This window comes from Gimesia maris (genome assembly GCF_008298035.1).
Lineage (GTDB): Bacteria > Planctomycetota > Planctomycetia > Planctomycetales > Planctomycetaceae > Gimesia > Gimesia maris.
On the sequence record NZ_CP042910.1, the window covers coordinates 5,759,289 to 5,784,490 of the forward strand.

At 50.1% G+C, this 25,202-nt stretch carries 16 protein-coding genes; 7 read left to right on the top strand and 9 right to left on the bottom strand.

Going from position 1 to position 25,202, the window contains the following annotated elements:
• Nucleotides 1-35: 35 nt before the first annotated feature.
• Entirely contained in the window at nt 36-1,331 is a 1,296-nt protein-coding gene (locus tag GmarT_RS21375; RefSeq protein ID WP_052301198.1) for a hypothetical protein, read from the bottom strand.
• A gap of 341 nt (nt 1,332-1,672) precedes the next feature.
• On the opposite strand from GmarT_RS21375, the gene GmarT_RS21380 reads away from it, so the two are divergent.
• Entirely contained in the window at nt 1,673-4,012 is a 2,340-nt protein-coding gene (locus GmarT_RS21380) for a protein-disulfide reductase DsbD family protein (protein ID WP_002643852.1), read from the top strand.
• 157 nt (nt 4,013-4,169) lie between these two features.
• Nucleotides 4,170-5,648, top strand: a complete 1,479-nt coding sequence (locus GmarT_RS21385; RefSeq protein WP_002643851.1) for a YeiH family protein — start codon at nt 4,170-4,172, stop codon at nt 5,646-5,648.
• A gap of 562 nt (nt 5,649-6,210) precedes the next feature.
• Here GmarT_RS21385 and argF read toward each other — a convergent pair.
• From argF to hemB, 3 genes are all read right to left on the bottom strand, one after another.
• The gene (gene argF, locus GmarT_RS21390; protein WP_044236118.1) at nt 6,211-7,128 is read right to left on the bottom strand and encodes an ornithine carbamoyltransferase; all 918 of its coding nucleotides are present in this window, start codon (nt 7,126-7,128) and stop codon (nt 6,211-6,213) included.
• A gap of 116 nt (nt 7,129-7,244) precedes the next feature.
• Nucleotides 7,245-8,450 carry an aspartate aminotransferase family protein gene (locus GmarT_RS21395; RefSeq protein WP_002643849.1) on the bottom strand — a complete coding sequence of 402 codons (1,206 nt, stop codon included), beginning with the start codon at nt 8,448-8,450 and terminating at the stop codon, nt 7,245-7,247.
• A gap of 310 nt (nt 8,451-8,760) precedes the next feature.
• The gene (gene hemB / locus GmarT_RS21400; RefSeq protein ID WP_044236115.1) at nt 8,761-9,747 is read right to left on the bottom strand and encodes a porphobilinogen synthase; all 987 of its coding nucleotides are present in this window, start codon (nt 9,745-9,747) and stop codon (nt 8,761-8,763) included.
• Nucleotides 9,748-10,038: 291 nt separating this feature from the next.
• Here hemB and GmarT_RS21405 point away from each other — a divergent pair, with 291 nt between their 5' ends.
• The 3 genes from GmarT_RS21405 to GmarT_RS21415 all read left to right on the top strand — a co-directional run bounded on the left by GmarT_RS21405 (nt 10,039) and on the right by GmarT_RS21415 (nt 15,188).
• Complete coding sequence (locus GmarT_RS21405; RefSeq protein ID WP_230682448.1) at nt 10,039-12,276, top strand: outer membrane protein assembly factor BamB family protein; 2,238 nt, start codon at nt 10,039-10,041, stop codon at nt 12,274-12,276.
• A complete protein-coding gene (locus tag GmarT_RS21410) occupies nt 12,276-14,177 on the top strand; it encodes an outer membrane protein assembly factor BamB family protein (protein ID WP_002643846.1) in 1,902 nt (633 codons plus the stop codon). Before GmarT_RS21405 ends, GmarT_RS21410 begins: the two co-directional genes overlap by 1 nt.
• Before the next feature lie 195 nt (nt 14,178-14,372).
• A complete protein-coding gene (locus GmarT_RS21415) occupies nt 14,373-15,188 on the top strand; it encodes a dolichyl-phosphate beta-glucosyltransferase (RefSeq protein ID WP_002643845.1) in 816 nt (271 codons plus the stop codon).
• A 29-nt stretch (nt 15,189-15,217) separates the two neighbouring features.
• Here the strand turns inward: GmarT_RS21415 and GmarT_RS21420 are convergent, their stop codons facing one another.
• Genes GmarT_RS21420 through GmarT_RS21430 form a run of 3 tightly spaced genes read right to left on the bottom strand, consistent with a single transcriptional unit; the run spans nt 15,218 to nt 18,485 of the window.
• Nucleotides 15,218-15,583 carry a hypothetical protein gene (locus GmarT_RS21420; protein ID WP_002643844.1) on the bottom strand — a complete coding sequence of 122 codons (366 nt, stop codon included), beginning with the start codon at nt 15,581-15,583 and terminating at the stop codon, nt 15,218-15,220.
• Complete coding sequence (locus GmarT_RS21425) at nt 15,576-15,983, bottom strand: hypothetical protein (RefSeq protein WP_002643843.1); 408 nt, start codon at nt 15,981-15,983, stop codon at nt 15,576-15,578. The genes GmarT_RS21420 and GmarT_RS21425 overlap by 8 nt, the downstream gene beginning before the upstream one ends.
• 45 nt (nt 15,984-16,028) lie before the next feature.
• On the bottom strand, nt 16,029-18,485 hold the full coding sequence (locus tag GmarT_RS21430) for a DUF4159 domain-containing protein (protein ID WP_230682447.1): 2,457 nt from the start codon (nt 18,483-18,485) through the stop codon (nt 16,029-16,031).
• A 420-nt stretch (nt 18,486-18,905) separates the two neighbouring features.
• On the opposite strand from GmarT_RS21430, the gene GmarT_RS21435 reads away from it, so the two are divergent.
• Nucleotides 18,906-19,922, top strand: coding sequence for an AAA family ATPase (locus tag GmarT_RS21435; RefSeq protein WP_002643841.1), 1,017 nt, complete (start codon nt 18,906-18,908; stop codon nt 19,920-19,922).
• A gap of 39 nt (nt 19,923-19,961) precedes the next feature.
• On the opposite strand, the gene GmarT_RS21440 is transcribed toward GmarT_RS21435, so the two are convergent.
• The gene (locus GmarT_RS21440) at nt 19,962-21,446 is read right to left on the bottom strand and encodes a protein kinase domain-containing protein (RefSeq protein WP_002643840.1); all 1,485 of its coding nucleotides are present in this window, start codon (nt 21,444-21,446) and stop codon (nt 19,962-19,964) included.
• 372 nt (nt 21,447-21,818) lie between these two features.
• Nucleotides 21,819-22,985, bottom strand: a complete 1,167-nt coding sequence (locus GmarT_RS21445; protein WP_002643839.1) for an N-acetylglucosamine-6-phosphate deacetylase — start codon at nt 22,983-22,985, stop codon at nt 21,819-21,821.
• A 310-nt stretch (nt 22,986-23,295) separates the two neighbouring features.
• On the opposite strand from GmarT_RS21445, the gene GmarT_RS21450 reads away from it, so the two are divergent.
• Nucleotides 23,296-24,612, top strand: coding sequence for a radical SAM/SPASM domain-containing protein (locus GmarT_RS21450; protein WP_002643837.1), 1,317 nt, complete (start codon nt 23,296-23,298; stop codon nt 24,610-24,612).
• Nucleotides 24,613-25,202 lie beyond the last annotated feature (590 nt).

Below are 25,202 nucleotides of genomic sequence, written 5' to 3' on the forward strand. Positions count from 1 at the left end.
GGGTCTGAAGAAAGTGCATGGGAGCTAATGTATCGTTACTTCTGAACGGTCCAGAATTCAGGCAAATTGTCCAGTGTCTCTGTCACGATTTGCAGAATCGCCTGTCGTTCCTGTACAGGAAATGCGTCCGGATCGACGTCCCAGGACGGTTCAAGTTCCGCAGCAGGAGCGGTCAGAAACGCGTAGATATTCTTCAAAATTCTGCGCCGCGCTGCGGAAGGCATCTTCTTGAAACTGTCGGTGTAGATCAGGTAGCTCAATCGATGGCGAAACAGTTTTGTCTGCAGATCGAAGTCTTTCAAAGAACGTCCGCGGGCATCCCGTTTTCCCGACTGTTCAAACGATGTCTGATAGTCGGTGGTGCCCTGTAAAGGCCCTGTCAGTGGTGCTTCGTCAAGAAATAACAGATAACGCACCAGCTGCTGTTCCACATCCGATCTGAGCCCCAGTTGCTGCTCCATGCTGGCGCGGGTGATCAGGTTATGTCCGTGGACCTGATGATCCAAAATCAGGTGTGCCACCAGGTCAGAATGCGGATTCAGATATTTAGACGTGTCAACGAACTGATCGATGTGTTTGAGATTCGACCGGAGTGCCGGATTGGTCTTTGCCTCTTCAATGGCATCCCGGTTAAAGAGATTGCCCAGATGGGTCATGTCAGCGTGTGTGCCTGTGACATACCAGCCTCCCCAGCGTTTCTCCAGTGGTTTGTCGTGGGAGATCTGGGAGTAGCCGGAAATCGGTCGGCCGTGCTGATCGGTGAGAAATGAACGGACCAGTAACCCGGGAATTCGCAGACTTGAAGCACCGCCATGGCAGGCCAGGCAACGTTCCGAACGTATGAAACGAGGCTCGTTAGAGGCTTTGACGGCAAGTTCATAAAAAATGGTGCCCTTCAACGGGTCGACCGCGGCAAATTCCATCTTCTCCGCTCCCGGTACCCAGCCGACATAAACATCGTCATTGAAATAAACAACGCGGGGATTTTCCGGATTGATGATTCGCGGATTGAGGGCCGTCTTGGAAAAGACCATCAACTGCGAAGATTCGGAAATCTGCAGGGCTTTCAGGACATCCCGCAGGTACCCCCACTGTGGCTCATAGTTCAGTTTTCGAGTGCGGGCGGCCAGTTCCTGATCCAGCCGCGAGGCGGAATCGGAGTGTTCTCCAAGTCCATATTCAACGGGAGACAGTCCAAAGGGGATCGGGTCCCTAAAATCAATCTCCTTCACAGGTTCCGCTGGTTTGGGAGCCACCAGTGGTTCTTCTGCTTTTACCAGTGAGGAAAAAAACAACAGCAACAGGCCTGTTATCATTACCGGTTTTGTCATGTCGGAAGGATCTTCAATTGATCAAACAACTTTGATGGGTTAAAATAGGCAATGTTGTGTTATCACAAGTTTCCCCCATGCAGGGCGATAAAGCCTGATCTCCATGATACCAGAATCTGTTTGCAGTCAACAGGTTAACGATATAAATCTGAGAAAGATCAGACTGCGGTCAACGGTAGAAAAGAATTGCCGGTGTTGACTCTCGTATCTAAAATCCCTATGAATCTGTCAGGATTTGTAACTTACTTCACAGAAGGAAACAATCCTGCATCCGATATAATGATACAAGTAGGCTCACGGGCCCGTTAGTCTTAAATCTGAGTTTTTGGAAGGGTTTCATTTTGAAAACTCCCCGCCGCTTTTTAACTGCCTCTGTCACTGTACTCACCCTCTTCGCTGCCCTCGCCTGCGTCCCGTTCGCTTTGCAGGCTCAGAATAACAATCTGGCTGATTTTTTCGATCAGAAGAAAGCCGCCGCGACTGAGGCCGGCGTCAAGACAGAAATCAATGTCAGCCTGCTGCCTCAGGATGCGAAAGCCGGTGATACCGTCACCCTTTCCATCGCTGTGATTCTTCCGGAAGGCGCGTACACTTACTCCACCAACCCGACCTTCGGCGGTGCGACCAGATTCAAGATTGAGGATGCCAAAGGCCTGACGGCCATCGATCAGCATTTCAACGCAGACCATCCCCCCAAAACGGTGTTTGAACCACTGTTCATGAAGGAAGTCGAAAAATATTCGAAGCATGTTATCTGGAGCCGTCGCTATAAAGTCAACCAGGATGTGACCAGTCCGTCCCAAGTGATCATCAACGGAGAGATGGACTACCAGGTTTGCAACGCAGATCGCTGTGTCGCATTACAGCACCCCTTCAGCGCCATGCTGACTGGTAAACAGAAAACCGCGCCGCTGTCTTTGACTGTCGTCCCAGAACGACGTTCAAAGCCTGATCCGGTCGAACTGAGTTTTGCCCTGACACCTGCCAGTTCCAATCCCGAGAAACTGGTGCAGCTCAAAATCACAATGAAGCTGGATAAAAGCTTCCATACATTCGCGCTCGACCAGGATAAAACGCAAGCCGGGCTGCCGACCCATATTGAGCTGTTTAAACTGGAAGGTTTGAAACCGGTCTCGAAACAGTTTTCTGTCAATCCGGAACCGACACAGGAAACTCACGGAGAGTACGACCAGCGAACCCATTACGACGAAGTAACCTGGACGCGTGATTTTGAACGGTTACCTGACGCGAAGGCGATTGGCGTTGAAGGAAAAGTCAAGTACCAGATCTGCAACGAAGGCAGCTGTCGTCCACCGCTGCCTGTCGAATTTCAACTGGGTAGTCTGACCAATGCCCAGCCGGTGGCGATGTCTTCACTGGAAGAGCTCAAATCATCAGACAGTGATGATGACCTGATTATCGCTTCTACAGGAGATAATCAGTCACTTGCCTCTTACCTGTTTTTTGCGTTCCTGGGTGGATTGATTCTGAACGTGATGCCCTGTGTGCTGCCTGTCGTCGCGATTAAAGTCATGAGTTTTGTGCAGCAGGCGGGAGAGAGCCGCACACGGATTTTTGCCTTAAACATCTTTTATTCACTGGGTGTGCTCACGGTCTTTCTGGGCCTCGCGTCGCTGGCAGTCTTTGCAGGACTCGGCTGGGGCGGTCTGTTCCAGAGTACCAAGTTTAATATCATCATGGCCTGTATCGTGTATGCCATGGGTCTGAGTATGCTGGGTGTGTTTGAGATTCCCGTTCCCGGGATGGTGGGATCCGCCGCCAGTGGTCAGCAGAAAGAGGGTCTGACAGGCGCGTTTCTCACGGGCATCCTGGCAACGCTGCTGGCAACTCCGTGCAGTGGACCTTTCCTGGGACCAGTCCTCGCATGGTCAGTGATGCAGACTCCTGGTATCACCTATCTGGTGTGGCTGGTGATGGGGCTGGGGATGGCCTCACCCTATATTATCTTCAGCGTGTTCCCCAAAGCGATCAACTACCTGCCTAAACCGGGGATGTGGATGGTGCGGTTTAAAGAATTTTCGGGAATCATTTTGATGGGCGCTGTCATCTTTATCATTTCATTCCTGGATGAATCGCTGACAATCCCCGTGCTGATCATACTGCTGGGTATTACAACCGGTCTGTGGATGATTGGCAGCCTCTACACTCACAATTCTTCCATCCAGAAGAAAATGACGGTACGCGTGGCTGCATTGGCGCTGACTGTGGGGATCGGACTGTTTGGTTACAGCATGAGTCAGAAATCAACCAATGATCTCCCCTGGGTGCCGTTCAACGTGGCTGAACTGAAAAAGCTGAGAACGGAAAACAAAACCGTATTGATCGACTTTTCTGCGGAATGGTGTCTGACCTGTAAAACAAATGAAAAGTTCGCATTGAATACTTCGGAAACACTGGAGATGATCAAAAAGCACAACGTTGTGCCCATGTATGCAGACTACACGGACTACTCTCCCACCATTAAAGAGTGGCTGGATAAATTCCAGAGTGTGAGTATTCCCCTGACGGTCATCTTTCCGGCCAACCGTCCCAACGAACCCATTATCATTCGGGACCTGTATACTCAATCAACACTGCTGAGTGCACTCCAGGAAGCCGTCGATGCTCCCCCTGCTGAGAAATCGGCAAAGCGGGAAATGGTTTCTACGACAGCACATTAAATCGGATTCAAATAAGTGACTCTATCCTGGGCGGCACTCTTTTCGAGTGCCGCTGTTTTTAGTATGGTATGATTCTTATAATTTAAACCTGCCCCTGCCTTGGTGATCTGAGACGATCCTGACCGGCGTACATTCCTAACTGGCATTGAGAAGAATCATGCAAGACGACGCACCTGCCCCTGCTCCGGAAGAGAATGACGAGATCGTTGTCGCAGCGCCACGCAGGTCGACCTGGTCGGAAATGAAGACCGCGGAGGACTGGTGGGCAATCTGGATCGGTGGGGGACTTTTGCTGATCTGTTTTCTGGCAGTCTATCTTTCCCTGCCTGCTGACTTTGCAGAGCAGTTGAAGGCCGCTGAAACGACCGGTGAAAAAGTAAGCGTGCACAGCCCGTTGAAATCGTGGCTGGGCAAACCGGGTTCGTGGAACCAGAACCCGCTGGACTCGCTGTTTCCTGCTGAGAAAAGCAATTTAATTCTGCCGTTATGTGTCGTATTCCTGATCAGCCTGGCAGGTTTTTCCCTGGCAGTCAAAGCAATGGGACATACCGTCGTCAAATTTGCTGTTGGATTTCTGGGAGTCTTTCTTCTGGCGATACTGGCCTATGTCCTGACCGGGCAGGTCGTCGTCAAACGTTTTAACCTGGAATATGCCTTGTGGGCGCTGATGCTGGGGCTGATCATCAGCAATACGATCGGAACTCCTCAATGGATGAAGCCGGCCTTGAAGACAGAGCTGTATATCAAAACCGGACTGGTCGTCATGGGCGCCAGTGTTTTATTCAGTCGTCTACTGACACTGGGTCTGCCGGGAATTTATGTTGCCTGGGTGGTCACGCCCGTGGTTTTGATCAGCACATATCTATTCGGCCAGAAAGTGCTGAAAATAGAATCCAAATCGCTGAATATGGTGATCTCTGCTGACATGTCGGTCTGCGGGGTATCAGCGGCGATTGCGACTGCTGCATCCTGTAAAGCGAAAAAAGAAGAGCTGTCATTTGCGATTGGCCTGTCACTCAGCTTTACGGTGCTGATGATGATTCTCATGCCCATCGTCATCGAAGCATTGGGGATTGACCCGATTCTGGGTGGCGCCTGGATGGGTGGAACGATTGATTCGACCGGTGCCGTGGCTGCTGCCGGTGAAATTCTGGGAGAGGAAGCCGGGCAGGTCGCCGTCACGATCAAGATGATTCAGAATATCCTGATCGGGGTGACCGCCTTTGGAGTCGCCGTGTACTGGGTCACCTGTGTGGAGAGTAAAAAGGAAGATTCCCAGATCAAGCCCGACGCGTGGGAGATCTGGTATCGCTTCCCCAAATTTGTGCTGGGTTTTATTGTCGCTTCTGCTTTATTTTCTCTGCTGTATACAACGCTGCCGGGCGGTGATCTGATTGTTCCAGCGATGGTGAAAGAATCGTCAAAAGTCTTCCGAGGCTGGTTCTTCTGCCTGGCGTTTGTGAGTATCGGCCTGGAAACCAATTTCCGAGAGCTGGCCAAATTCCTCAAAGGGGGCAAGCCGTTGATTCTGTATGTCTGCGGGCAGTCACTGAACCTGTTGCTGACACTGCTGATGGCCTGGCTGATGTTCTCGGTCTTTTATGCTGACGTCGTGAAAGAAGCCTTCAGCAAGTAGACAGACGGCAGCAGTGCCCGCTGTTTATCTCCGGGGATTGATGAGGTTGGTTTATAATAGCTTCCGCAGAGCGAAACGGTGTCCACACCTGTCAACGGGCTGCGGGCTGCGTTTTCAACTTGTGTGCCTGCGCTGGAATTCTTAATTTAACGATACCCAGTCTGATTCTGACATCACCGGAATGTCATGCGAAAGCGGAAACAACGGGTACTTCACTCGATGCGCAGGATTGGTTTCACTCTGGTTCACCCCAGGCGTGAATCAGGTGTGGGTCTGTCGTAGTTGCGGTCATTTTATTGCTCCTTTTGACGGGAATAATGGTGTTGATCATGCAGTCATTTCGTAGAAACTATTGTAATCATGCGTCAAACAAGCAGGTTTCATACTGATTATATTCGCAGGGAGCCATGCATGCAGCATGCGAGAAAAACGCCTAACGCGCGCGACGCATAGCAGAGAGTTTCGAGAGGGGCGTGGCGCAGTCAAGTCGAATTTTTGCATACGTAAAAAAACACCCCGACCTGGAACGCCGGGGTGGTGTGTGATGATCAGGAGTGTCTGATTATGACTGCTGCATTAACCAGACGATTAATCCTTTGGCGAGATGCTTGCGATTTTCAGCCTGATCAAAAACGATACTGTGTTCGCTGTCGAGGACACTATCGGTGACTTCCAACCCCCGCTTGGCGGGCAGGCAGTGCATGAAGCGACAATTCTTCCCGGCTGCGGACAGCAGGCTGTCGTTGATCTGGTAATCGGCAAAGATCTGTTTGCGTTTTTCGGTTTCGGCTTCCTGTCCCATACTGGCCCAGACATCGGTGTAAATCACAGTCGCATCCGCGACCGCTTTACGGGGATCGGATTCCAGTTCGAGTTGAACGTTGGGGAACTTCTCTTTCAATGTGTTGACGAGTTTTGAGCAGAGTTCAAATCCCGCGGGAGAAGAAACCACAAACGGAACATTCAGCTTTGCACAACAGTTGGCCAGCGAATACGCAACGTTATTTCCATCTCCCACATACACCAGTTTCTGTTGAGACAGGTCGCCGGCGATTTCCTGCATCGTAAACAGATCGGTCAGCGCCTGGCAGGGATGGCTTAAATCGGACAGAGCATTGATGACCGACGCCTGTGAGTTGGCAGCGAACTGTTCGATCAGTTCATGCGAGAAGGTTCGCAGCGTGATGACATCTGAATAGCGACCAATAACCCGCGCGACATCTTCGACAGACTCGCGACCATCGAGGCCCGCCTCCTTGCACGAGAAGAAACTCGCGCCGCCCCCCAGTTCCCACATCGCCGATTCAAAACTGAGTCGCGTACGTAGAGAAGGCTTCTCGAAGACCTGAGTCATGGTTCTGCCCTGCAGTAATTGCGGGCGTTCACCTCGGGCTCTTTTATCTTTGAGCTCCTGGACCAGGGCAAATATTTCGAGTATTTCTGACGAATCCAAGTCGTGTAAAGTAACTAAATGTCTCATTGGATTTCTCAATCAATGACTGGTTAAAAACAGGAATTCCTGTTCGCTTCTTGAATTAAGATTCGAACAGGAATCAGTGATAAGGTTAATAATATCCTGGAACGGGCTGGCGGGTGTTATTCTTCCTCTGCCATTTCGCGTAAGACGGTTGCGATGATTTCACAACCTTCTTCCACCTGTTCCACGGTCACATTCAACGGCGGCAGCAGACGAAGCACCGTATCATGGGTGGAATTGATCAACAGGCCACGCTCCATACATTTTCCGACGGCGGGTCCAGATGGAATATTCAAATCGACGCCGATCATCATCCCCTTGACGCGCAATTCACGAATGATAGGGAGTTCGGTCTGCAGTTGTTCAAAGAACTGACGGAAGAGATCGGACATGGACTGGCAGTTTTCCAGCAGGTTCTGCTCTTCAATCATCTGACCGGTGGCGAGACCCGCTGCCATCGCGAGGGGGTTCCCACCAAACGTACTGGCGTGCATGCCGGGCCGGAGACTGGGAGCGACTTCCTCGGTGGCGATGAATGCCCCCGCGGCAACGCCGCCGGCAATCCCTTTGGCCATGGTCATGATGTCTGGTTGCACGCCCCATTGCTGGTAGCCAAACCAGGTCCCGGTTCGTCCCATGCTGGTTTGTACTTCATCAAAGATCAGCAGGCAGTTGGCTTCGTCAGCGATTTTCCGTAAACCGGCGAGATAACCATCGTCGGGGATATTGACGCCCCCTTCTCCCTGGACAGGCTCGACGAGAATCGCACAGGTTTCATCATCAACCAGGCTGGAGATCGCTTCCAGATCGTTAAACGGAGCATAACGAAATCCGGCGACTAGTGGTCCGAGCCCCGCGTGATACTTGGGCTGGGCCGTCGCTGTGACGGCGGCGTAGGTTCGACCATGAAAGCCGTTTTCACAGGTAATGATTTTAGGACGTTTCCCATCAAAGTGCAGCCGCGCCAGTTTAATGGCGCCTTCGATGGCTTCTGCTCCACTGTTACAGAAGAAGGCTTTTCCGAAACTTCGCGTGCAGAGAAATTCAGCAAACCGCCCCTGTGCTTCGGTGTACCAGGTGTTGGGTACGTGAATTAAACGCGAAACCTGATCCTGAATCGCAGCCACAACCGGTTCGGGACAGTACCCCAGAATATTACAGCCCCAGCCGGGAAACAGGTCGAGATAACGTTTGCCTTCCGCATCCCAGACATACGAGCCTTCGCCACGTACGAGGCTGATCGGATAGCGACCGTAATTGGGGATCACATACTTGTCGAATAGCGCAATCGTTTCCTGACTGCTGGCATGACCCGTTACTTGCACTGTTGTACCTCGTTCATTCTGGATAAATCACAAATTCACAATATCGGTTGAATGGAAAGGAATTCTGACACTAATTCCAGAACTCAAGTTCGAAAAAAGATCATAGTTCTTGTAAACCGTTCCAATCGCAATCGTTCTGTCCGGCAAATGAGGGACAGAAGTCAGGTAGAAAGAAGCCGGAGATTATAGCAAATCCTCCGGTATTTCGCAGTACTCCAAGGGCAAGAATCCGATTCCTCACCAAATTTTCATTCGACCGCAAACTGTTGTCAGGATAGACCTTTTGACTTTCCAGCTCGATGAATCTGCCTTATTTCTGCTGAAGTAATTCTGCAACCTCTTTTGCAAAATAGGTCAGGATGCCATCAGCGCCTGCCCTTTTAAAACAGACCAGGCTCTCCAGCATCGACTTTTGCCGGTCGAGCCAGCCATTTTGAGCGGCAGCGGAGATCATGGCGTATTCCCCGCTCACCTGGTAGGCGAAGGTGGGAACTTCGTACTCCGCTTTCACGCGCCGCACGATATCCAGATAAGGCATCCCCGGTTTGACCATGACCATGTCAGCGCCTTCACTGATATCCAGGCCGACTTCGCGCATCGCTTCATCGGAGTTAGCAGGATCCATCTGATATGTGCGTTTATCACCGCTTCCCAGATTTGTTCCGGACCCGACGGCATCGCGGAACGGCCCATAAAAGGCAGACGCATATTTCGCGGCGTATGCCATAATCTGCACGTGCTGATAGCCGGCATCATCCAGGGCTTCCCGAATGGCACCGATCCGACCATCCATCATGTCAGAGGGGGCAATGATATCACAACCAGCCTCTGCCTGTGCGACAGACTGCTTACAGAGGACTTCCACAGATTCATCATTGATGACATATCCGTCTTTGACCAGCCCGTCCTGACCGTGACTGGTATAAGGATCCAGAGCCACATCACAAAGAATTCCCAGATTCAGATCCTGTTCTTTCAGGGCCCGAACCGCTCGACAGACCAGATTTTCAGGGTTAAACGCTTCTTCGCCGCTCTCTGTTTTTTTTGACGGATCGGTCGCGGGAAAGATCGCGAGAGCGGGAATTCCCAGATCAGCCGCCGCCTTGGCTGCTTCAACCAGATGGTCGATGGTCAAACGTTGTACGCCCGGCATCGAGGGAATATCCGTTTTCTGTTTCGTACCATCCTGGATAAAAACCGGCCAGATCAGATCATTTACCGAAAGCTGATTTTCAGAAACCAAGCGTCTAGACCAGTCTGTACGGCGATTTCGACGCATACGTGTATGAGGAAACATAAAAAAATCAACCCTTGCTCAGACAAATTACATTGATCGGCATATAAATTATACGCGCGGGATTTCAGATTATGGTCGATTTCCGGTTAATTATAAAGCTAAATACGATTTTTAAATCTGCTTGAGACTTGAGATTAGACCATTGCAATAGGCAGGCAAGTTCAATACTGTATTATTTAGTAGGGTATGAACCCTCCCACCTGAAGAGCTGAGATCACAGACTTCAAAAGCTGAGTCTGCAATCCTACATCAGTGATACCACAATTCATAAACGAACAGTGAGGATCTTCTATGCGAAGAATAAACATGGTGCTCGTCGGCTCCGTTGTGCTGTTTCTTACCGCCTCTCTTGCAACTGCAGGCGACTGGGCACATTGGCGTGGCCCGGAACACAACGGGATTTCTCGTGAAACAAATCTCGTTGCCGACTGGAACCTGGACGGCAAAAATATTTTGTGGAAATCGGATATCGGCGGTCGTTCCGCCCCGATCATTTTAGATGGTCGTGTTTATCTGAACTGTCGAACCCACCATGATGTCACCGACCCGGTTGATAAAATCCATGCCCGGGAACAGGTCGTCTGCTGGGATGCCAAAAACGGTGATCTCCTCTGGAAAGATGAGTTCAATGTTTTCCAGACTGACATTCCCTCACCGCGCGTTGGCTGGGCCAGTATGGCCGGTGATACGGAAACAGGAAATGTTTTCGTCCACTCCGTCAGTGGTCTGTTTCGCTGCTATTCTCCGGAAGGCAAAGTGCTCTGGGAAACTTCACTGGCTGAAGATTACGGAAAGATCTCCGGCTATGGTGGTCGTACACAGACTCCCATCGTTGACGAAAATCGCGTGATCGTCAGCTTTCTGCAACTGAACTGGGGCAAAACAGCGTCTCCTCCTCCAAAGCAGGCTTACTACGCGTTCGATAAAAAGACCGGCAAACTTCTCTGGACGGCCGCTCCCGGTGGCGCTCCATTAGACACAAATTATTCAGTACCAATCGTCACCGTGATTGATGGCACTCGTATGCTGATCGCTGGAAATGCCGATGGTGGCTGCTATGCGATGAATGCCAGAACCGGTGAAACACTCTGGGGCTTCCAGATGTCCAAGCGTGGTTTGAATACTTCACCCGTAGCTGATGGCAAATACGTTTACATCTCACATGGAGAAGACAATATTGATACCGTCGACTTTGGACGTGTTCAATGTATTGATGGATCTTTGCGAGGTGACATTACCAAAACAGGCAGTGTCTGGCGTGTCGATGGCATCAAAGCCGGTTATACCAGCCTGCTGGTGAAAGATGGCATCCTGTACGTGGTGGCTGACACCGGTCGGATGTATGCCTACGACAGCAAGAACGGCAAAGAACTCTGGACCTACAACCTGGGTACTGTCGGCAAAGGATCTCCGGTCTGGGCGGACGGAAAACTGTACGTCATGGAAGTGAATGGGAACATTCACATTCTGAAACCCAGTCGGGAGAAATGTGAAGAACTTTCGCACGTCCAACTGCTGGCACGTGTTGATAAAGGGATGGATGAAATTTATGCCTCGCCCGCCATTGCCGACGGTCGCATCTATTTTGTCACTCGAGACAGAACGATCTGCATTGGTGATAAGAACAGAAAACCGAGCAGTGACCCAGTGCCTCCACTGGCTGAAGAAAAGCCGATGCAGGACAAAATCGCTTCCATACAACTGGTCCCTTACGAGGTCGCTGTGACACAAGGGGAAAAGATTGACTATGAGATTCTGGCGTATGATGCGAATGGCCGCTTTATTAAAAAGGTCGATGGCAAACTGACTCCAGGTCCTGGAATGGAAGCGGTGAAAGTGGACGGCATGAGCGTTACAACTCCCTCCGATCTGAAAGCACCTGCTGCAGGTACCGTTTCTGTCAAGGTAGGGGATGTAACTTCCGAAGCACGGATTCGCGTGTTCCCGCCACTCCCCTGGAAATTTGATGCCGAGGGATTAAAAGGCAAGCAGGTTCCCCCAGCCTGGATCAATGCATTTTTGAAACTGCAACCCAACGAGGTGGATGGAACGACGGCGTTCAAATCCAGCCCCGGTAAAGGTCGTCCCAGTGCCAACATCTGGCTCGGACCATCAGATATGAGTGAACTGGCTCCCAAGGGATATACCGTCCAGGCTGATGTGTATCTCAAAGAACAGAAACGTAAGCTGGCCAGCCTGGGTGTGACTGTGAATCGATATGACCTGATTCTGAAAGGGAATTCCAGTAAACTGGCGATTCAGAGTTGGGCTCCCCACAAACGAATGGCAAAAGAAGTTAAATTTCGTGCAGACCCGGATACCTGGTACACTATGAAGCTGAAAGTCGATATCAAGGATGGTCAGGCAGTCGTCAAAGGGAAAGCCTGGCCGCGCGATAAACCGGAACCCGAAGAGTGGACCATTGAAGCCACTGACCCCCATGCAAATACCGAGGGCAGCCCCGGAATTTATCTCTACCGTCTCGCCGATGGCTACATCGATAACATCATTGTCTCTGAGGATAAATAATGAAAAAGTCTTTAATTCGATTTGCCCTGTTGAACTCACTTGCCTGCTTCGCAGTCATGGCAACAGGTTGTGAATCCAGCGACTCGACGAAACCATCTCCCCAGGCAAAAACCGAACTGGGCGGATCTGCTCCATTGGAAGAAGCAGGTTCTACTACGGTTGACGCAGGAGTAGATGTACCTGAAGCAGAACCCGATATGAAAAAATCGGAACCCAAACTGGACACTGATGGAAATCCGGTAACTCCCAAGTCGGAAACTCCTGAACCGGAAAAACCGAAAGCAGAACCCAAGCCGGAATCAAAACCCGCTCCCGAAGCAAAACCCAAACCAGCGCCGAAGACCGAAGAGAAACCCAAGGCTGAACCTAAGCCTGAAAAGACTTCAGAGGCGAAACCGAAAGCAACTGGTAAATCAGTTGTTACCGGTGACTGGCCGATGTGGGGTGGTGATCCGACTCGCAACATGGTTAATAAAACCACGGGCCTCAATTTGAATTTCAAACCTGGTGAAGGTGATGAAAAAGGCGAAAACGTTCTCTGGGTTTCCAAACTGGGATCACAGACGTATGGAAACCCGGTTGTAGCTGGCGGACAGGTTTATGTCGGAACCAACAACGGCGGAAAGTATCGTCCCAAGTATGAAGATGACCTGGGTGTCGTACTCTGCTTTGATGAAAAGACAGGTGAATTCAAGTGGCAGTTATCTCGTGAGAAGTTGCCTCAGGGTCGCGTGAACGACTGGCCGGAACAGGGAATCTGTTCTGCTCCCTGTGTCGAAGGTGAGCGATTATGGGTTGTCACAAACCGTTGTGAGCTGATGTGCCTGGATGCCAAAGGCTTTTATGACAACGAAAATGATGGTCCTTACAAAGATGAAAAAGAGACTGATAAAGAAGACGCCGATATCATCTGGTCTCTGGATATGATTGAAGACCTGGGTGTCTTTCCTCATAACCTGGCTACCAGTTCCCCTGTCGTGCATGGAGACACGGTCTTCCTGCTGACATCCAACGGGGTCGATGAAGCTCACCTTGAGGTACCTGCTCCCCGTGCTCCCTGCTTCCTGGCTGTCAATAAAAATACAGGAGAAATCATCTGGGAAGATAATACTCCCTTCGATAATATTCTCCACGGTCAATGGTCTTCTCCTGCCATCGGTGTCGTAAACGGCAAAACGCAGGTTTACTTCCCTGGTGGAGATGGCTGGTTATATGCTTTCACCCCCGAAGGTGACGGAGACGGTAACGGCAAACTGATCTGGAAGTTTGACCTGAACCCCAAGGATTCCAAATGGGAACTCGGTGGTCGAGGAACCCGGAACGCCATCATCAGTACTCCTGTTTTCCATAACAACAGCGTGATTCTGGGCGTAGGTCAAGACCCCGAACATGGTGAAGGCGTTGGTCATATCTATCGAATTGACGCGACGAAAACCGGCGACATCAGTCCTCAGATTTCTGACGGCAAAGATGGCTGGAAAGACAATCCGAATTCTGGAAAGATCTGGCATTACGGCGGTGAAGATGTGGATGGCAAGCTGACCGGTAAAAAAGGTGATCTGCTGTTCCGTCGAACGATGTCGACTGTCGCCGTAGCTGATGGTCTGGTCTACGCTCCTGACTTGAGTGGATTCGTGCATTGTCTCGACTTCGAAACCGGCAAACGTTACTGGGAATATGATATGTTTGCCGCCTGCTGGGGATCCCCCATGGTTGTCGATGGCAAGGTTCTGGTTGGAAATGAAGACGGAATGCTGATCATCCTCAAGGCAGGTAAGGAAAAGAAACTACTGGAAGAGAAAACATTCAACTCTTCAATCTACAGTACCCCCACCATTGCCAACGGCAAAATGTTTGTCTCTGATCGATCACAGCTCTATTCGATCAAAGTAACTGACTAACAACAGGTTACAGCTTTTCATTCTGTAAATTTTCACCGAAGTCTGTTCTCAGCAGACTTCGGTTTTTTTGTGCGCTCAGAATCCGCTTTTGACACAAATCCGGTTTTTTGATACACCCCGCTACACCATTCTACCTGCCTGCCCAAAGCAGGTCTCATCGACTGCCTCTTGTATGTGACGGATAACAAGTTCCTTATGTCTTCTGCTATTATTGTCATTCCCTGTTTCAATGAAGAAAAACGACTGGAAGTGCTCCAGTTTCGGAAATATGCTTTGTCACACCCGGAGCATCAGTTTCTATTTGTGAATGATGGCAGCAGTGATCGCACCGCGTTGATTCTTGATGACCTGAAGGAATCAGTCCCCGAGTCATTCGACGTGCTGCATCTGTCCCAAAATCAGGGAAAGGCGGAAGCGGTCCGACAGGGGATGTTGCGCGCCTTTGAGACAGACGTCGATTATGCAGGCTACTGGGACGCCGACCTGGCAACCCCTCTGGATATGATCCCCGAATTCACAGAACAACTGGATCAGACCACTCAACTTACCCTGGTGATTGGCGCCCGCGTGAAGCTGCTGGGCAGGCAGATTGAGCGAAAAAAACTGAGACATTATCTGGGACGAATTTTTGCCACAGCCGCCTCAACAGTATTACAGCTGCCTATTTACGATACCCAGTGTGGTGCCAAACTCTTTCGTGTCAGCCAGGAAAGCCGGACCCTGTTTTCAAAACGTTTTTTAACCAACTGGATATTTGATGTGGAGTTGCTGGCGCGTGCCCGACAACTGGAAAAGTTTTATCAGTGTGATTCACTGGAGGCAACGGTATATGAATTGCCTCTGAAACGCTGGCAGGATGTCGCAGGATCTAAAGTCAAACCACATGATTTTCTGAAAGCATTTATCGAACTCTGTTCCATCTACTGGAACTACCTGCGGCCCTCATTAAACAAGCCCTTTGCCACTCTGGCTGTTGGTTCGAATCCAGATAAAATCCGTAAGGCTGCTTAAGTTGATGCTGGCTCAGTCTGCTCACCGGGTTAAGCGCGATAAAACGCATACGCAATCATCGAGTTTACTGCAGACAATACGAATACCAGAACAGCGACGGTCACCAGCATCCAGCTACGTAATCCTGCCAGATAAATCATCAGCGCGATTAACAGGCAGGAAATCAGGTACATACCTGCCAGAGCCAGACCATCAGAGAGATCATGAAACCACAAAGCACGTGGCAGAATACCAGGCAAGGCAGGCCATATTTTAATCCAGGTCCAGCGATAGGATGTCCAGGCACCTTTACTCAATATCAACCATGAATACGGGTAATAAGTACAGAACAGAATGACCGGGACAACAATTTTGAAAGAGGGGCGTCTCCCGACTTTCCGAGGCCTCTCAGACATGGTGAATGTTGAACCAGCTGTTGCAGTATCCGCACTTCACATCACCGTGCGGAGAGACATCGATATTATCGGAAAGTGGTGCATTGCATTTAGGACAGGTATACGATCCCTGACTGGAATTCTGCATTGCGGAATGTACTGATTTCGACATCCCTTTCCTGAGCCCCTTGCCTGTCAAAGCACAATAGGCGGTGAAGCCACCAATCATGACGAACGGGATTGCGATGAAGGAAGCAAAGACGCGAAAGAATAGTGGCGGTGAATGGAAACCACCGAAAGGTTGTACCCACATAAACCCAAGTACTGTCAGGCCAATTCCAGCAAAGACGCAGCCTATCACTGCTCCCACTAACCGGGCTCCTGCTGCAATATTTTTCTGCTGGTTATCGAATTCGTTCATCTGAGTCCCAATCCGGTTTCGACGAATGAGTATATCGGTCTCACGTTAGTCGACTTTAATGCCTTTGACCTTATTTTTGAAGGCAATATCCTGAAGTAAGGCATAGCGAACAATATTCAATGCCAGATTGACCGCATCTTGTGGAACATAACCTGCACACGCCACCGATGCCTGTTGTTCCAGCGCACAACTGATGTCGTACTTGCTGTAGATGACCGCCAGGTGCCCATCGATCTCGATCCCCTCAAGTAATGGTTCCACCACCAGAGTCTGCGCCTTCAGAGGTTGATTCACATCATCAACTTCCATTTGTCGACGCCTGACGCGGCGGACATCATAGCCCGTCTGCTCTGAAAATAAAGGATGATCGATGGAGATTCGCTTCAACTCGCGCGTCGGAAACATTTCTCGAATCATCTGACGAAAACTCTGATCAAACGGCAGTGAACCGCAACAGGCATCGGCAAACAGCACGGCGCCATTTTCCAGCGCCTGTCTGATATTCGCCTGCTCTGATTTCGACAGGCTGAACTGGCTTCTCCCGTGCATATAAATCAGGGGATACTGCATCAGATTCGGATCGCTGGCTGGCAGGCTGGGAGTTTTCGTGGAGGCAATCATGCCCGCCTTCTGATTCAGCGCTTTCAATAAGTTAGTCAAAGCCCGCGGCGCAGCGTCCCAGGTTCCTGTGTGGCGGATCTTGGCAATCTGCAGGAATCCACGCTCGATCTGATTCTGCATGCCTTCTGAATTCGCCAGCTCTTCCTGGTCCAGCTTATTAGGAGGTTCACGACCTGTGGCGTATGCAATCACATTGGTCCCGATGCGAACAGCCCGGGTAATCATCGAGTTGACATTGGGCGAACGATTTTTAGTCGGAAATCGCATCCATTTATCCCACAGACAGGCCAGATCGTCAGGACAGTAAATAATGGAAGTGCGGCAACCAACGTCGACTCCGTACAATTCAACACTTTCAGCATCCAGCAGGTATTCACAACGGAAAACGGGATGTTCGGCAGTCAGTCGTTTCAGCTGCACTTCACCCTGCGGATACATCTTTTTTATAAGCGCGCGGAACCCCCTGTCAAACCCTGCTCCATTACAGTTATCTACGGCGAAAATGAAGCCCCCCTGTTCAACATACTGCTTGAGTAGAGCGACTTCTTTTTCATCGAATTCCGGATCATCCTGACCACTGAGAAACAGCACCGGCGCCTGCCTGAGTACTGAAACGCCGGTCCCTTTGATGGCCAGATCCAGATTGACCGTTTGCCAGGTCAGCAGCTTCGGCCAATCGGGGCGGCCAGACAGGGAATCGGTCAGATTCAGAATATCATTCTGATGATGATTCCAGTTCGGAAGCGTATCCGGCTTCTGGTTGACTTGAGCATCAGAATTATATTCCAGTTTATTTATAAGAACCGGCGCTAAACCTTTTGATAGAAAGAGCAGTACGAAACTGGTTCCCAATATCGGATCACTTTCCTGGCCAGCCCCTTTCCAGGAACCATCTCTGACAGATTGACGTTCAGTAAGAAATGCAGCACCTTCACGGTACCAGTCGTGTTTACCAAAAAAACGCGTCCCGCTCAGTCGGCCAGCACGCTCGAGACCGTACAGATAATACAATAACCAGGAGTTGACGCCGGGATTACTGCCCACCGAAAAGTGGTTTGACATCCAGCGGATGGCCCGTTCGATCGATTCATCGTCGTCTTTATTGACGCAACAATTGGGAGTTCCATCCGGATTGATCTCCAACTCATCACCCAGCATGGAATTCACAATTACCATGGTCGCGATTCCCGCAACGGTCATGCTGCCTCGACTGGCTCCGACTTTCGACTGATACCCCCAGCCACCATCGGCGCTCTGCTGAGTTCCCCAGTATTGTTTGATCAGTTTCCAGGTATTGATGCTGACTGGAACACCGGCATGCACTGCATCCCTGAGCGCCAGTACTGCATATTGGCTGTTGCTGCGATCCGCTGATCCGGCTCCACCGATGGCCATGCCAGGTCCGTATCCCCAACCACCGGCATCAGGGCCTGTTTTTACCTGGCTCTTCTCCAGCTTCAGAACCAGTGACTGAATCAGGGTGTGATCACGTTTTCCATCTTTGGCTGCAGCCAGTGCCATGATCATCAGACCAGTCTGATAAGTTCCTCGCGGATCGGGGGCACGTAAGGTTCGCAGATATTTGAGGCCACGTTGCACTGGCTCATCTTTGGCTGTCATGCCACTATTGATGATAGCCATCAATGCCAGACAACTGACTCCAACGACATGAGTTCCTCCCCGAGAAGGCCAAGAACCATCTTCATTCTGTTGTTTCAACAGGAAGTCTCGTCCCCGGTCAATCGAGTCGACGACCGCCTGAGCTGTCAGTTCCTGTGCAGTCAAGGGCGCGCAAAACAGGAAAAAGACAGAAATGCAGATGGCACCTGTCATCGTCCAGCGCAACGCCCGATGCGCTATTAGAGATTGCAAACATCCCATGGCATTTCTCTTTCGATGCTCTTTATATATTTAACAGAAAAAGGCAGGTGCCCCGGATTCCATCCTGAAGTCGCTTCATTTCATGTCTTTGAAGCTGTTGCGCAAACTCTGCCCCCTGCCTTTCAGTATCTGGTAGAGATGATTTGATTGATATTATAGTTTAAGAAATCTCCCTGCTTATCAATTTTGTCCGTTTTTTATTAAAACCTGGACTTTTTCAGCCGTTTTACAGATTGTAGCAGAATTGCCTGAGCAAGTCAGGGGTCTCTGTTTCTCTTGTCATTTAAGAAGACTATAATCAGGGTCCCTGGAATTCTGTTTCCACATCCATACGAACTGACCTCTGGTTGCCCAAACCAGTTTCTGGACGATATCGGTGCAATCAGTCGAGATTCAATCACTAGAGAGAATGGAATAACCTTGGCTAACGAAAAACGCGATTTCGATGATTTTCTGGAGAAACTGAAACGTCATCACGATGTCATGGTGGAAGAACTGCATAAAGTCGTCATTGGACAGGACGCCGTCATTGAGCAGATTCTGGCTGCGATTTTCACCGGTGGACACTGCCTGCTGGTAGGGGTTCCCGGGCTGGCCAAAACGTTGCTGGTCAGTACGATTGCCCGGATTCTTGACTGTGAATTCAAGCGAATTCAGTTTACCCCCGACCTGATGCCCTCCGATATCACCGGGACGAATGTCCTGGAGGAAGAGGATTCCGGGCGGCGTTCTTTTCGCTTTGTTCAAGGCCCGGTATTTACCAATATTCTCCTGGCAGACGAAATTAACCGCACGCCCCCCAAAACCCAGGCGGCCCTGTTGCAGTCGATGCAGGAACGCGAAGTCACAGTAGGTCAGTCTACATACGATTTGCCTGACCCGTTCTTTGTCATCGCCACTCAGAACCCGATTGAACAGGAAGGGACATACCCGCTCCCCGAAGCCCAACTGGACCGCTTTATGTTTAATATCAAAGTGGAATACCCCAACCTCGAAGAGGAAGAAAAAATTCTGGCATCGACCAGCCAGAGCGAGAAACCGGAAATCCGTAAAGTCCTCTCAGCAAAGTCCATCGTCTATCTGCAACGTCAGATCAATATGATTGAAGTAGGTCCAATGACGATCAACTATGTCACTCGACTGGTAAGAGCAACCAGACCCTCTGATGGATCGGCGCCTGCTTTTGTAAAGCAGATGGTTGACTGGGGCGCAGGACCACGTGCAGGCCAATACCTGATTGCAGGCGGTAAAGCGATTGCCGCCATGTCTGGCCGGGCGAGTGTTTCATTGAACGACATCAGACGGGTCGCGGTCCCCGTGCTCAGACACCGCATCTCAACTAACTTCCAGGCCCAGGCAGAGGGTATGGTGACGGAAGATATTATTGCCCGCTTACTGGAAGAGATTCCGGAACCCAATATTCCCAAGTATGAATGATCGAATTTGATTCAAAGGTCGAGCACCAGAGCCGACTTCTCAATGCGCAGTCAGTTCTGCAGAGTCGTTAAGCTGATGTTGAAGCACTTTCTGAATTTTAGCGCGCAGATTCCGAATCTTGATTGGCTGAACCAGGATACGGGAACGATCTGTTTTCTGCAGAGATTTCTTCACCTCGGCATTTTTCTCGGAGAGAACAAGCACGGCAGCCAGATTGGCATCCATTTCCAGCGATTGATTAAATGCTTCTACTGCACCCGCTCCGATCGAATCTTCCATGAAGACCACGCAGTCAGGAGCATTTTCCTTGATGCGGTTCATGGCCCGTTCAACATCGCTGAGAATCAGCACCCGATAACCATGCTTGGTAAGATATTCCCTGAGTACATCCTGATGTTTCGGGCGGTTCTCCACGCACAAAATCGTGGGCGGAGCGATTACCATCTTTAATTCCTGTTCGGCAGACGGATTCACTGCGGCCGGCTTCACAACTGTGCCTGCATCATCCAGTTGGGCACGAACTTCCAGCAGATCCTGAATCGCATCTGTTGCTGACTGATAACGTTGAACAGGCTGGTAAGCCATCAGCTTTTCCAGAACGTTGACAACTGATTCAGGCAAATCAGGTTCGATCGTCGTAATTGATGGTACCTGTGAATAACGTGAGGGCCGCTTTCTCTCTTCGATATCTTTCGTTCTGGGGAAAGGTGGCTTACCGCTCAGCAGTTCATAAAAGATGGTGCCGACAAAATACAGGTCGCTGCGAGGATCGTTACGAGGTGCGCCGGTTGATTTTTCCAGTGTTCCATATTCTACTGCCCGCTGATGTGCCTCGCCGGCTCCGCTGGCATCATCTTCCCCTGCCAGTCCAAAGTCAATCAGTTTGGCGACCCCCTGAATCGACATCAGAACGTTGGTAGGTTTCATATCTCGATGTGTGTATCCCAGGCGATTGGCATACTCCAGGCCTTCACAGATATCCACGGTATAGTTGATCGCTTCGACAGGAGACAGCTTTTTACGAATCGTAATGAAGTCGCGCAGGTTCCCGCCTTCGACAAATTCCATAGTGAAATAGTGCGTATCGTCCTGAAATCCTACATCATAGATCGGGACGATATTTTTGTGTTGAAACTGTTTACAGACTTCGGCTTCCCGACGGAACATTTTCACCGTTTCGGGATCTTGAGCCCAGCGCTGTCTGAGGACCTTAACGCCAACCATGCGACCATCCTGCAGTGAAGCTGCCCGGTAAACACGCGCAAAACTCCCCGAAGCATTCTGATACATCAGCTTGTTATCACCGAGCACGAGACCATCAAACTCGTTGCTTTTAAGTCGGCCGGCCTGGAAAGAAGTGATGAGATTCTTACGCTCTAACAGTCGAATGAGCTGATCATCATCAGATGATTTTTCTTGAAGCTCCTGCAGACAGGAATCCATATCCTCCTGTGAAACCAGTCGCATGCTGACTAATTCCACACTGAGCTTCTTCTTTCGTGACTTCTTATTAAAAAAAATCATTCGCGGTCCATGATCTGCAGATGCACACCAGACAGTATACTAGATTTGCTGTAAACCAAATGGAAACAGAACAGAGAGTTCAAATCTGATTTAGCTGTTCTCTTTCGCGAAAAAGAAAAATATGAGTGCCTCGTTTACATGAAATCCAGTTGCCAGATGCCATCTATGAAATGAATGAGAGCTTAAAAATATAATAAAACAACGGCCCTGAAATAGATACAAAATTCCTGATATGAAATTTTGATGTAGGTATGGAGAATAGCAAATTATAGCATCCAAATTGATGCAAGGGAATCAGTGAACACGCGCGCAGAAATATTATTTTCCAATTTCAGGGACTGAATGAGCACATTCGTTCTAAACAGAACAGATTCAGGAATTCACCAGGAGTGTCCCGTATTTGACCGCTCCACACGCGAGCGTCGTCTGAATATTCATCCGGGAGCCCGTTCCTTCATAGTGGAAGAGAATCAGATCGGCCCGTGAACCAGCTTCCAGGCTGATTTCCTCAAATCCCAGCAAACGGGCCGGATTGAGGCCTGCCATATCCAGAGACTCCTGCAGGGAAATCCCTGCCATGTCAATCGCGGTCGTCACGCATGTATCGGTTTCGTCACCAGAACCGGCCAGCAACTGACGCTGCCCTGCGATCACAATCGGGCCGTCTTCCAGTACTTCCATTTTGACTGAACCTTCTCCATAAATTCCTGGAGGAGATCCTGCCAGACCGGAGGCATCACAGGTAATAATGGTATTCTCGACACCTTTGGTCTTGATAATCGTCCGCACGACGCTGGCAGGGAGGTGATGTCCATCAGTAATAATACTGGCCATCAGACGTGACTCGCCTAACTGCTCCCAGATGTAATTAGGATGCCGACGCAGTGTCCCATGCGCCCCATTCCCCAGGTGAGTACTCAATTGAGCCCCGGCTTCAACAGCCTCCATGATGTGTTCCGGTTCTGCTGCCGTATGACCAATCGAGACGACAACACCGGAAGCAACTGCTTTTTTGATAAAAGGAATCGCGTTATCGACTTCGGGGGCCAGTGTGATCAACCGAATCCGATTTCCGGAAAGTTCCTGAAGCCGACAGAACTCATCCCAGTCGGCAGCTCGCACCTGATCCAGTGGATGTGCACCACGGGGACCCTGTATAGGTGATATGTAAGGACCTTCCAGATGACAACCAGGTACCATCTGCTGTGCCCAGGAGTTCTCTTCACACGCTTCGCGAATGGCAGTAAACCCACTGATATAATCTTCGAAAGAACTGGTGATTAAAGTGGGACAGAGCCTCGTAATACCATACTGATAATGCTTTTCCAGCACCTGACAGACTTCATCAGACGTCAACCCTGGTTTGTTAAACCAGATTCCACCATACCCGTTTATCTGCAAATCAAACATCGCAGGCGCAATAAAGGGCAGTCCGGCTGCTTCCGAATCCGGGAGCAGTTCAATCGAAGAGATTTTCTCTCCCTTGATCTTGATACAGACTGCTTCATAGGTATCGTATCTTCGTCCAACTAACTCCATCAATTGCCTCGAGCTCTTAAACAATTTGAATCAGAAAGCCTGTAAATAAAATGAGCAACTATTACAGGTTTATTTAAACTTAGAAAGTATAAGAATCATACTCCAAAGTCAAAAAAAGAAATTTGAGAACACTGCTTTATACCATGAATTTCATGCAATTTACAGTGTGAGATTAAATGTTTGTGTACTATGAAAAAATTCCCGGTATTTTTTGAGGAATCGGGTGTTTTCGGAAGATAGAACGAGTAAAATTAAGAGTAACACAATTTTGTTCACTAAATCCGCTGCTCCCACGGAATTGAGATAATTCATGTATCTGAAAATGGCCAAACGCGTTCTGATGGAGACGGACAAAAGACTTGTCTGGAAACTGGCTTACAATTTTGGCTTCAAAGGCGCTCTTTCCGTTCACAAACATAAAAAACGCCTCAAACGGGGTGAATTCTTCCCTCCCTTCCTCTATGTTTCGGTCATCAACAGCTGCAACCTGCGCTGTCAGGGCTGCTGGGTTGATGTCGCCGCCAAACAGGAAAAAATCGACGTCGAAGCCATGTCCCGGCTCATTCAGGAAGCCAAAGAGATGGGCAACTCCTTCTTCGGGATTCTCGGCGGCGAACCCTTCATGCACCCCCAGCTCCTGGAAATTCTCGAGCGGCATCCCGACTGCTACTTTCAAATTTTCACGAATGGGCAATTTATAACAGATGAAATCGCCAAAAAACTTCGTAAACTGGGAAATGCGACTCCCCTGATCAGCGTTGAAGGCAATGAAATCATCAGCAACGAGCGCCGTGGACGAAACGACGTCTACGCCAAAACCATGCAGGGCATTCAGAACTGCCTCAACAACAAACTGCTCACAGGCGTCTGCACCAGTCTCTGTAAAACCAATATCGATGACCTGCTCACCGAAGAATGGGTCGACAAACTCATCGACATGGGTGTGATGTATTGCTGGTACCATATCTATCGTGTCGCCGGCCCGGAACCCAATCCCGAACTCGCACTCTCTCCCGAAGAACAGTTGCGGGCTCGCAAGTTCGTCGTCGATATCCGTGCCCGTAAACCAATCGGCGTCATCGATGCCTACTTCGACCACGACGGCACCGCCCTTTGCCCTGCCGCCACCGGACTCAGTCACCACATAAACCCCTGGGGAGATATCGAACCCTGCCCGGTCATTCAGTTCGCCACCGACTCCATTCACGATCGGTCCAAAACGCTCAAAGAAAAATTCATCGGCTCTGAGTTCCTTCAGGACTTCAGGCACGTTGTACAACAAAACACCCGCGGCTGTATCATTCTCGAACGCCCCGATCTGCTCGAAGACCTGATGAAAAAACATGGCGCGAAAGATTCCACCTTCCGCAAACAGGCGATGCAGGAACTGCAGAACCTGGAAACACGCACATCGCAATATTCCCCCGGAAACGAAGTCCCCGAGAAAAGCTGGGTATATCGCATCGCCAAAAAATTCTTCTTCAACGATTTCGGCGTCTATGCCGGCACCGATCACAGCCAGACCTCCGCTCCAGGCATCCTCGCAGCCCGTGAGACTGCTTCTGTTTCCTCGAACGACGATCCGCCCAACTTCATTCCGCTCGAAGCCATCAAGAGTGATGTCTGATAAAGCAACTGTCTTCATGATTGACTCCTGATATTTCTGCATGCCCCTTTTGATCACTCACACCCTTTTGAGCACCCACGCTGAATAAACTCCCCTTGACGCCTGCGCGCCGACGACGATAAACGTTGACCTGTGTCGCGCGCGTGCTCAGTTTACAGTGCACTGAAACACGAGCCACTTGTTCGCCGTCTTCACTAAAAATAAGCCTGTTTTTTCCAGATTTGCACTGCCTGAAACCACACATGTTCGCAATGTATGCCTGCGGGTCGCCGCACTTCGCACCCCATCATCCCGGCACCGCCCCGGTAACGTCCTATATCGCGTCCTTATCAACAAACATCGCCACATCATTCTGAATATCCTCTTGCTCCCTTCAGCCCATTCCCTAAGATGATCCTCACACAGGAAAACAAACCCGATTCCCCCAACCCCAAGCATGACTCCCTCCTTTCGTGTCGTTTCGTGTTTTTCGTGGTAGAAAAATAAAATGGCGGGTAAGCCCGGATGCACATCCGGCCCGAGCGTAGCGAGCAGGAAACTGACAGATCAACTTTCAAAAGTAATCACCAGTCACCGACCCACCTGCGAAA

Coding starts and splice junctions, on each gene's coding strand:
- GmarT_RS21375 (WP_052301198.1), bottom strand. CDS start 1,331: ATGACAAAACCGGTAATGATAACAGGCCTGTTGCTGTTGTTTTTTTCC.
- GmarT_RS21385 (WP_002643851.1), top strand. CDS start 4,170: ATGCAAGACGACGCACCTGCCCCTGCTCCGGAAGAGAATGACGAGATC.
- argF (WP_044236118.1), bottom strand. CDS start 7,128: ATGAGACATTTAGTTACTTTACACGACTTGGATTCGTCAGAAATACTC.
- hemB (WP_044236115.1), bottom strand. CDS start 9,747: ATGTTTCCTCATACACGTATGCGTCGAAATCGCCGTACAGACTGGTCT.
- GmarT_RS21405 (WP_230682448.1), top strand. CDS start 10,039: ATGCGAAGAATAAACATGGTGCTCGTCGGCTCCGTTGTGCTGTTTCTT.
- GmarT_RS21410 (WP_002643846.1), top strand. CDS start 12,276: ATGAAAAAGTCTTTAATTCGATTTGCCCTGTTGAACTCACTTGCCTGC.
- GmarT_RS21415 (WP_002643845.1), top strand. CDS start 14,373: ATGTCTTCTGCTATTATTGTCATTCCCTGTTTCAATGAAGAAAAACGA.
- GmarT_RS21420 (WP_002643844.1), bottom strand. CDS start 15,583: ATGTCTGAGAGGCCTCGGAAAGTCGGGAGACGCCCCTCTTTCAAAATT.
- GmarT_RS21425 (WP_002643843.1), bottom strand. CDS start 15,983: ATGAACGAATTCGATAACCAGCAGAAAAATATTGCAGCAGGAGCCCGG.
- GmarT_RS21430 (WP_230682447.1), bottom strand. CDS start 18,485: ATGGGATGTTTGCAATCTCTAATAGCGCATCGGGCGTTGCGCTGGACG.
- GmarT_RS21440 (WP_002643840.1), bottom strand. CDS start 21,446: ATGATTTTTTTTAATAAGAAGTCACGAAAGAAGAAGCTCAGTGTGGAA.
- GmarT_RS21445 (WP_002643839.1), bottom strand. CDS start 22,985: ATGGAGTTAGTTGGACGAAGATACGATACCTATGAAGCAGTCTGTATC.
- GmarT_RS21450 (WP_002643837.1), top strand. CDS start 23,296: ATGTATCTGAAAATGGCCAAACGCGTTCTGATGGAGACGGACAAAAGA.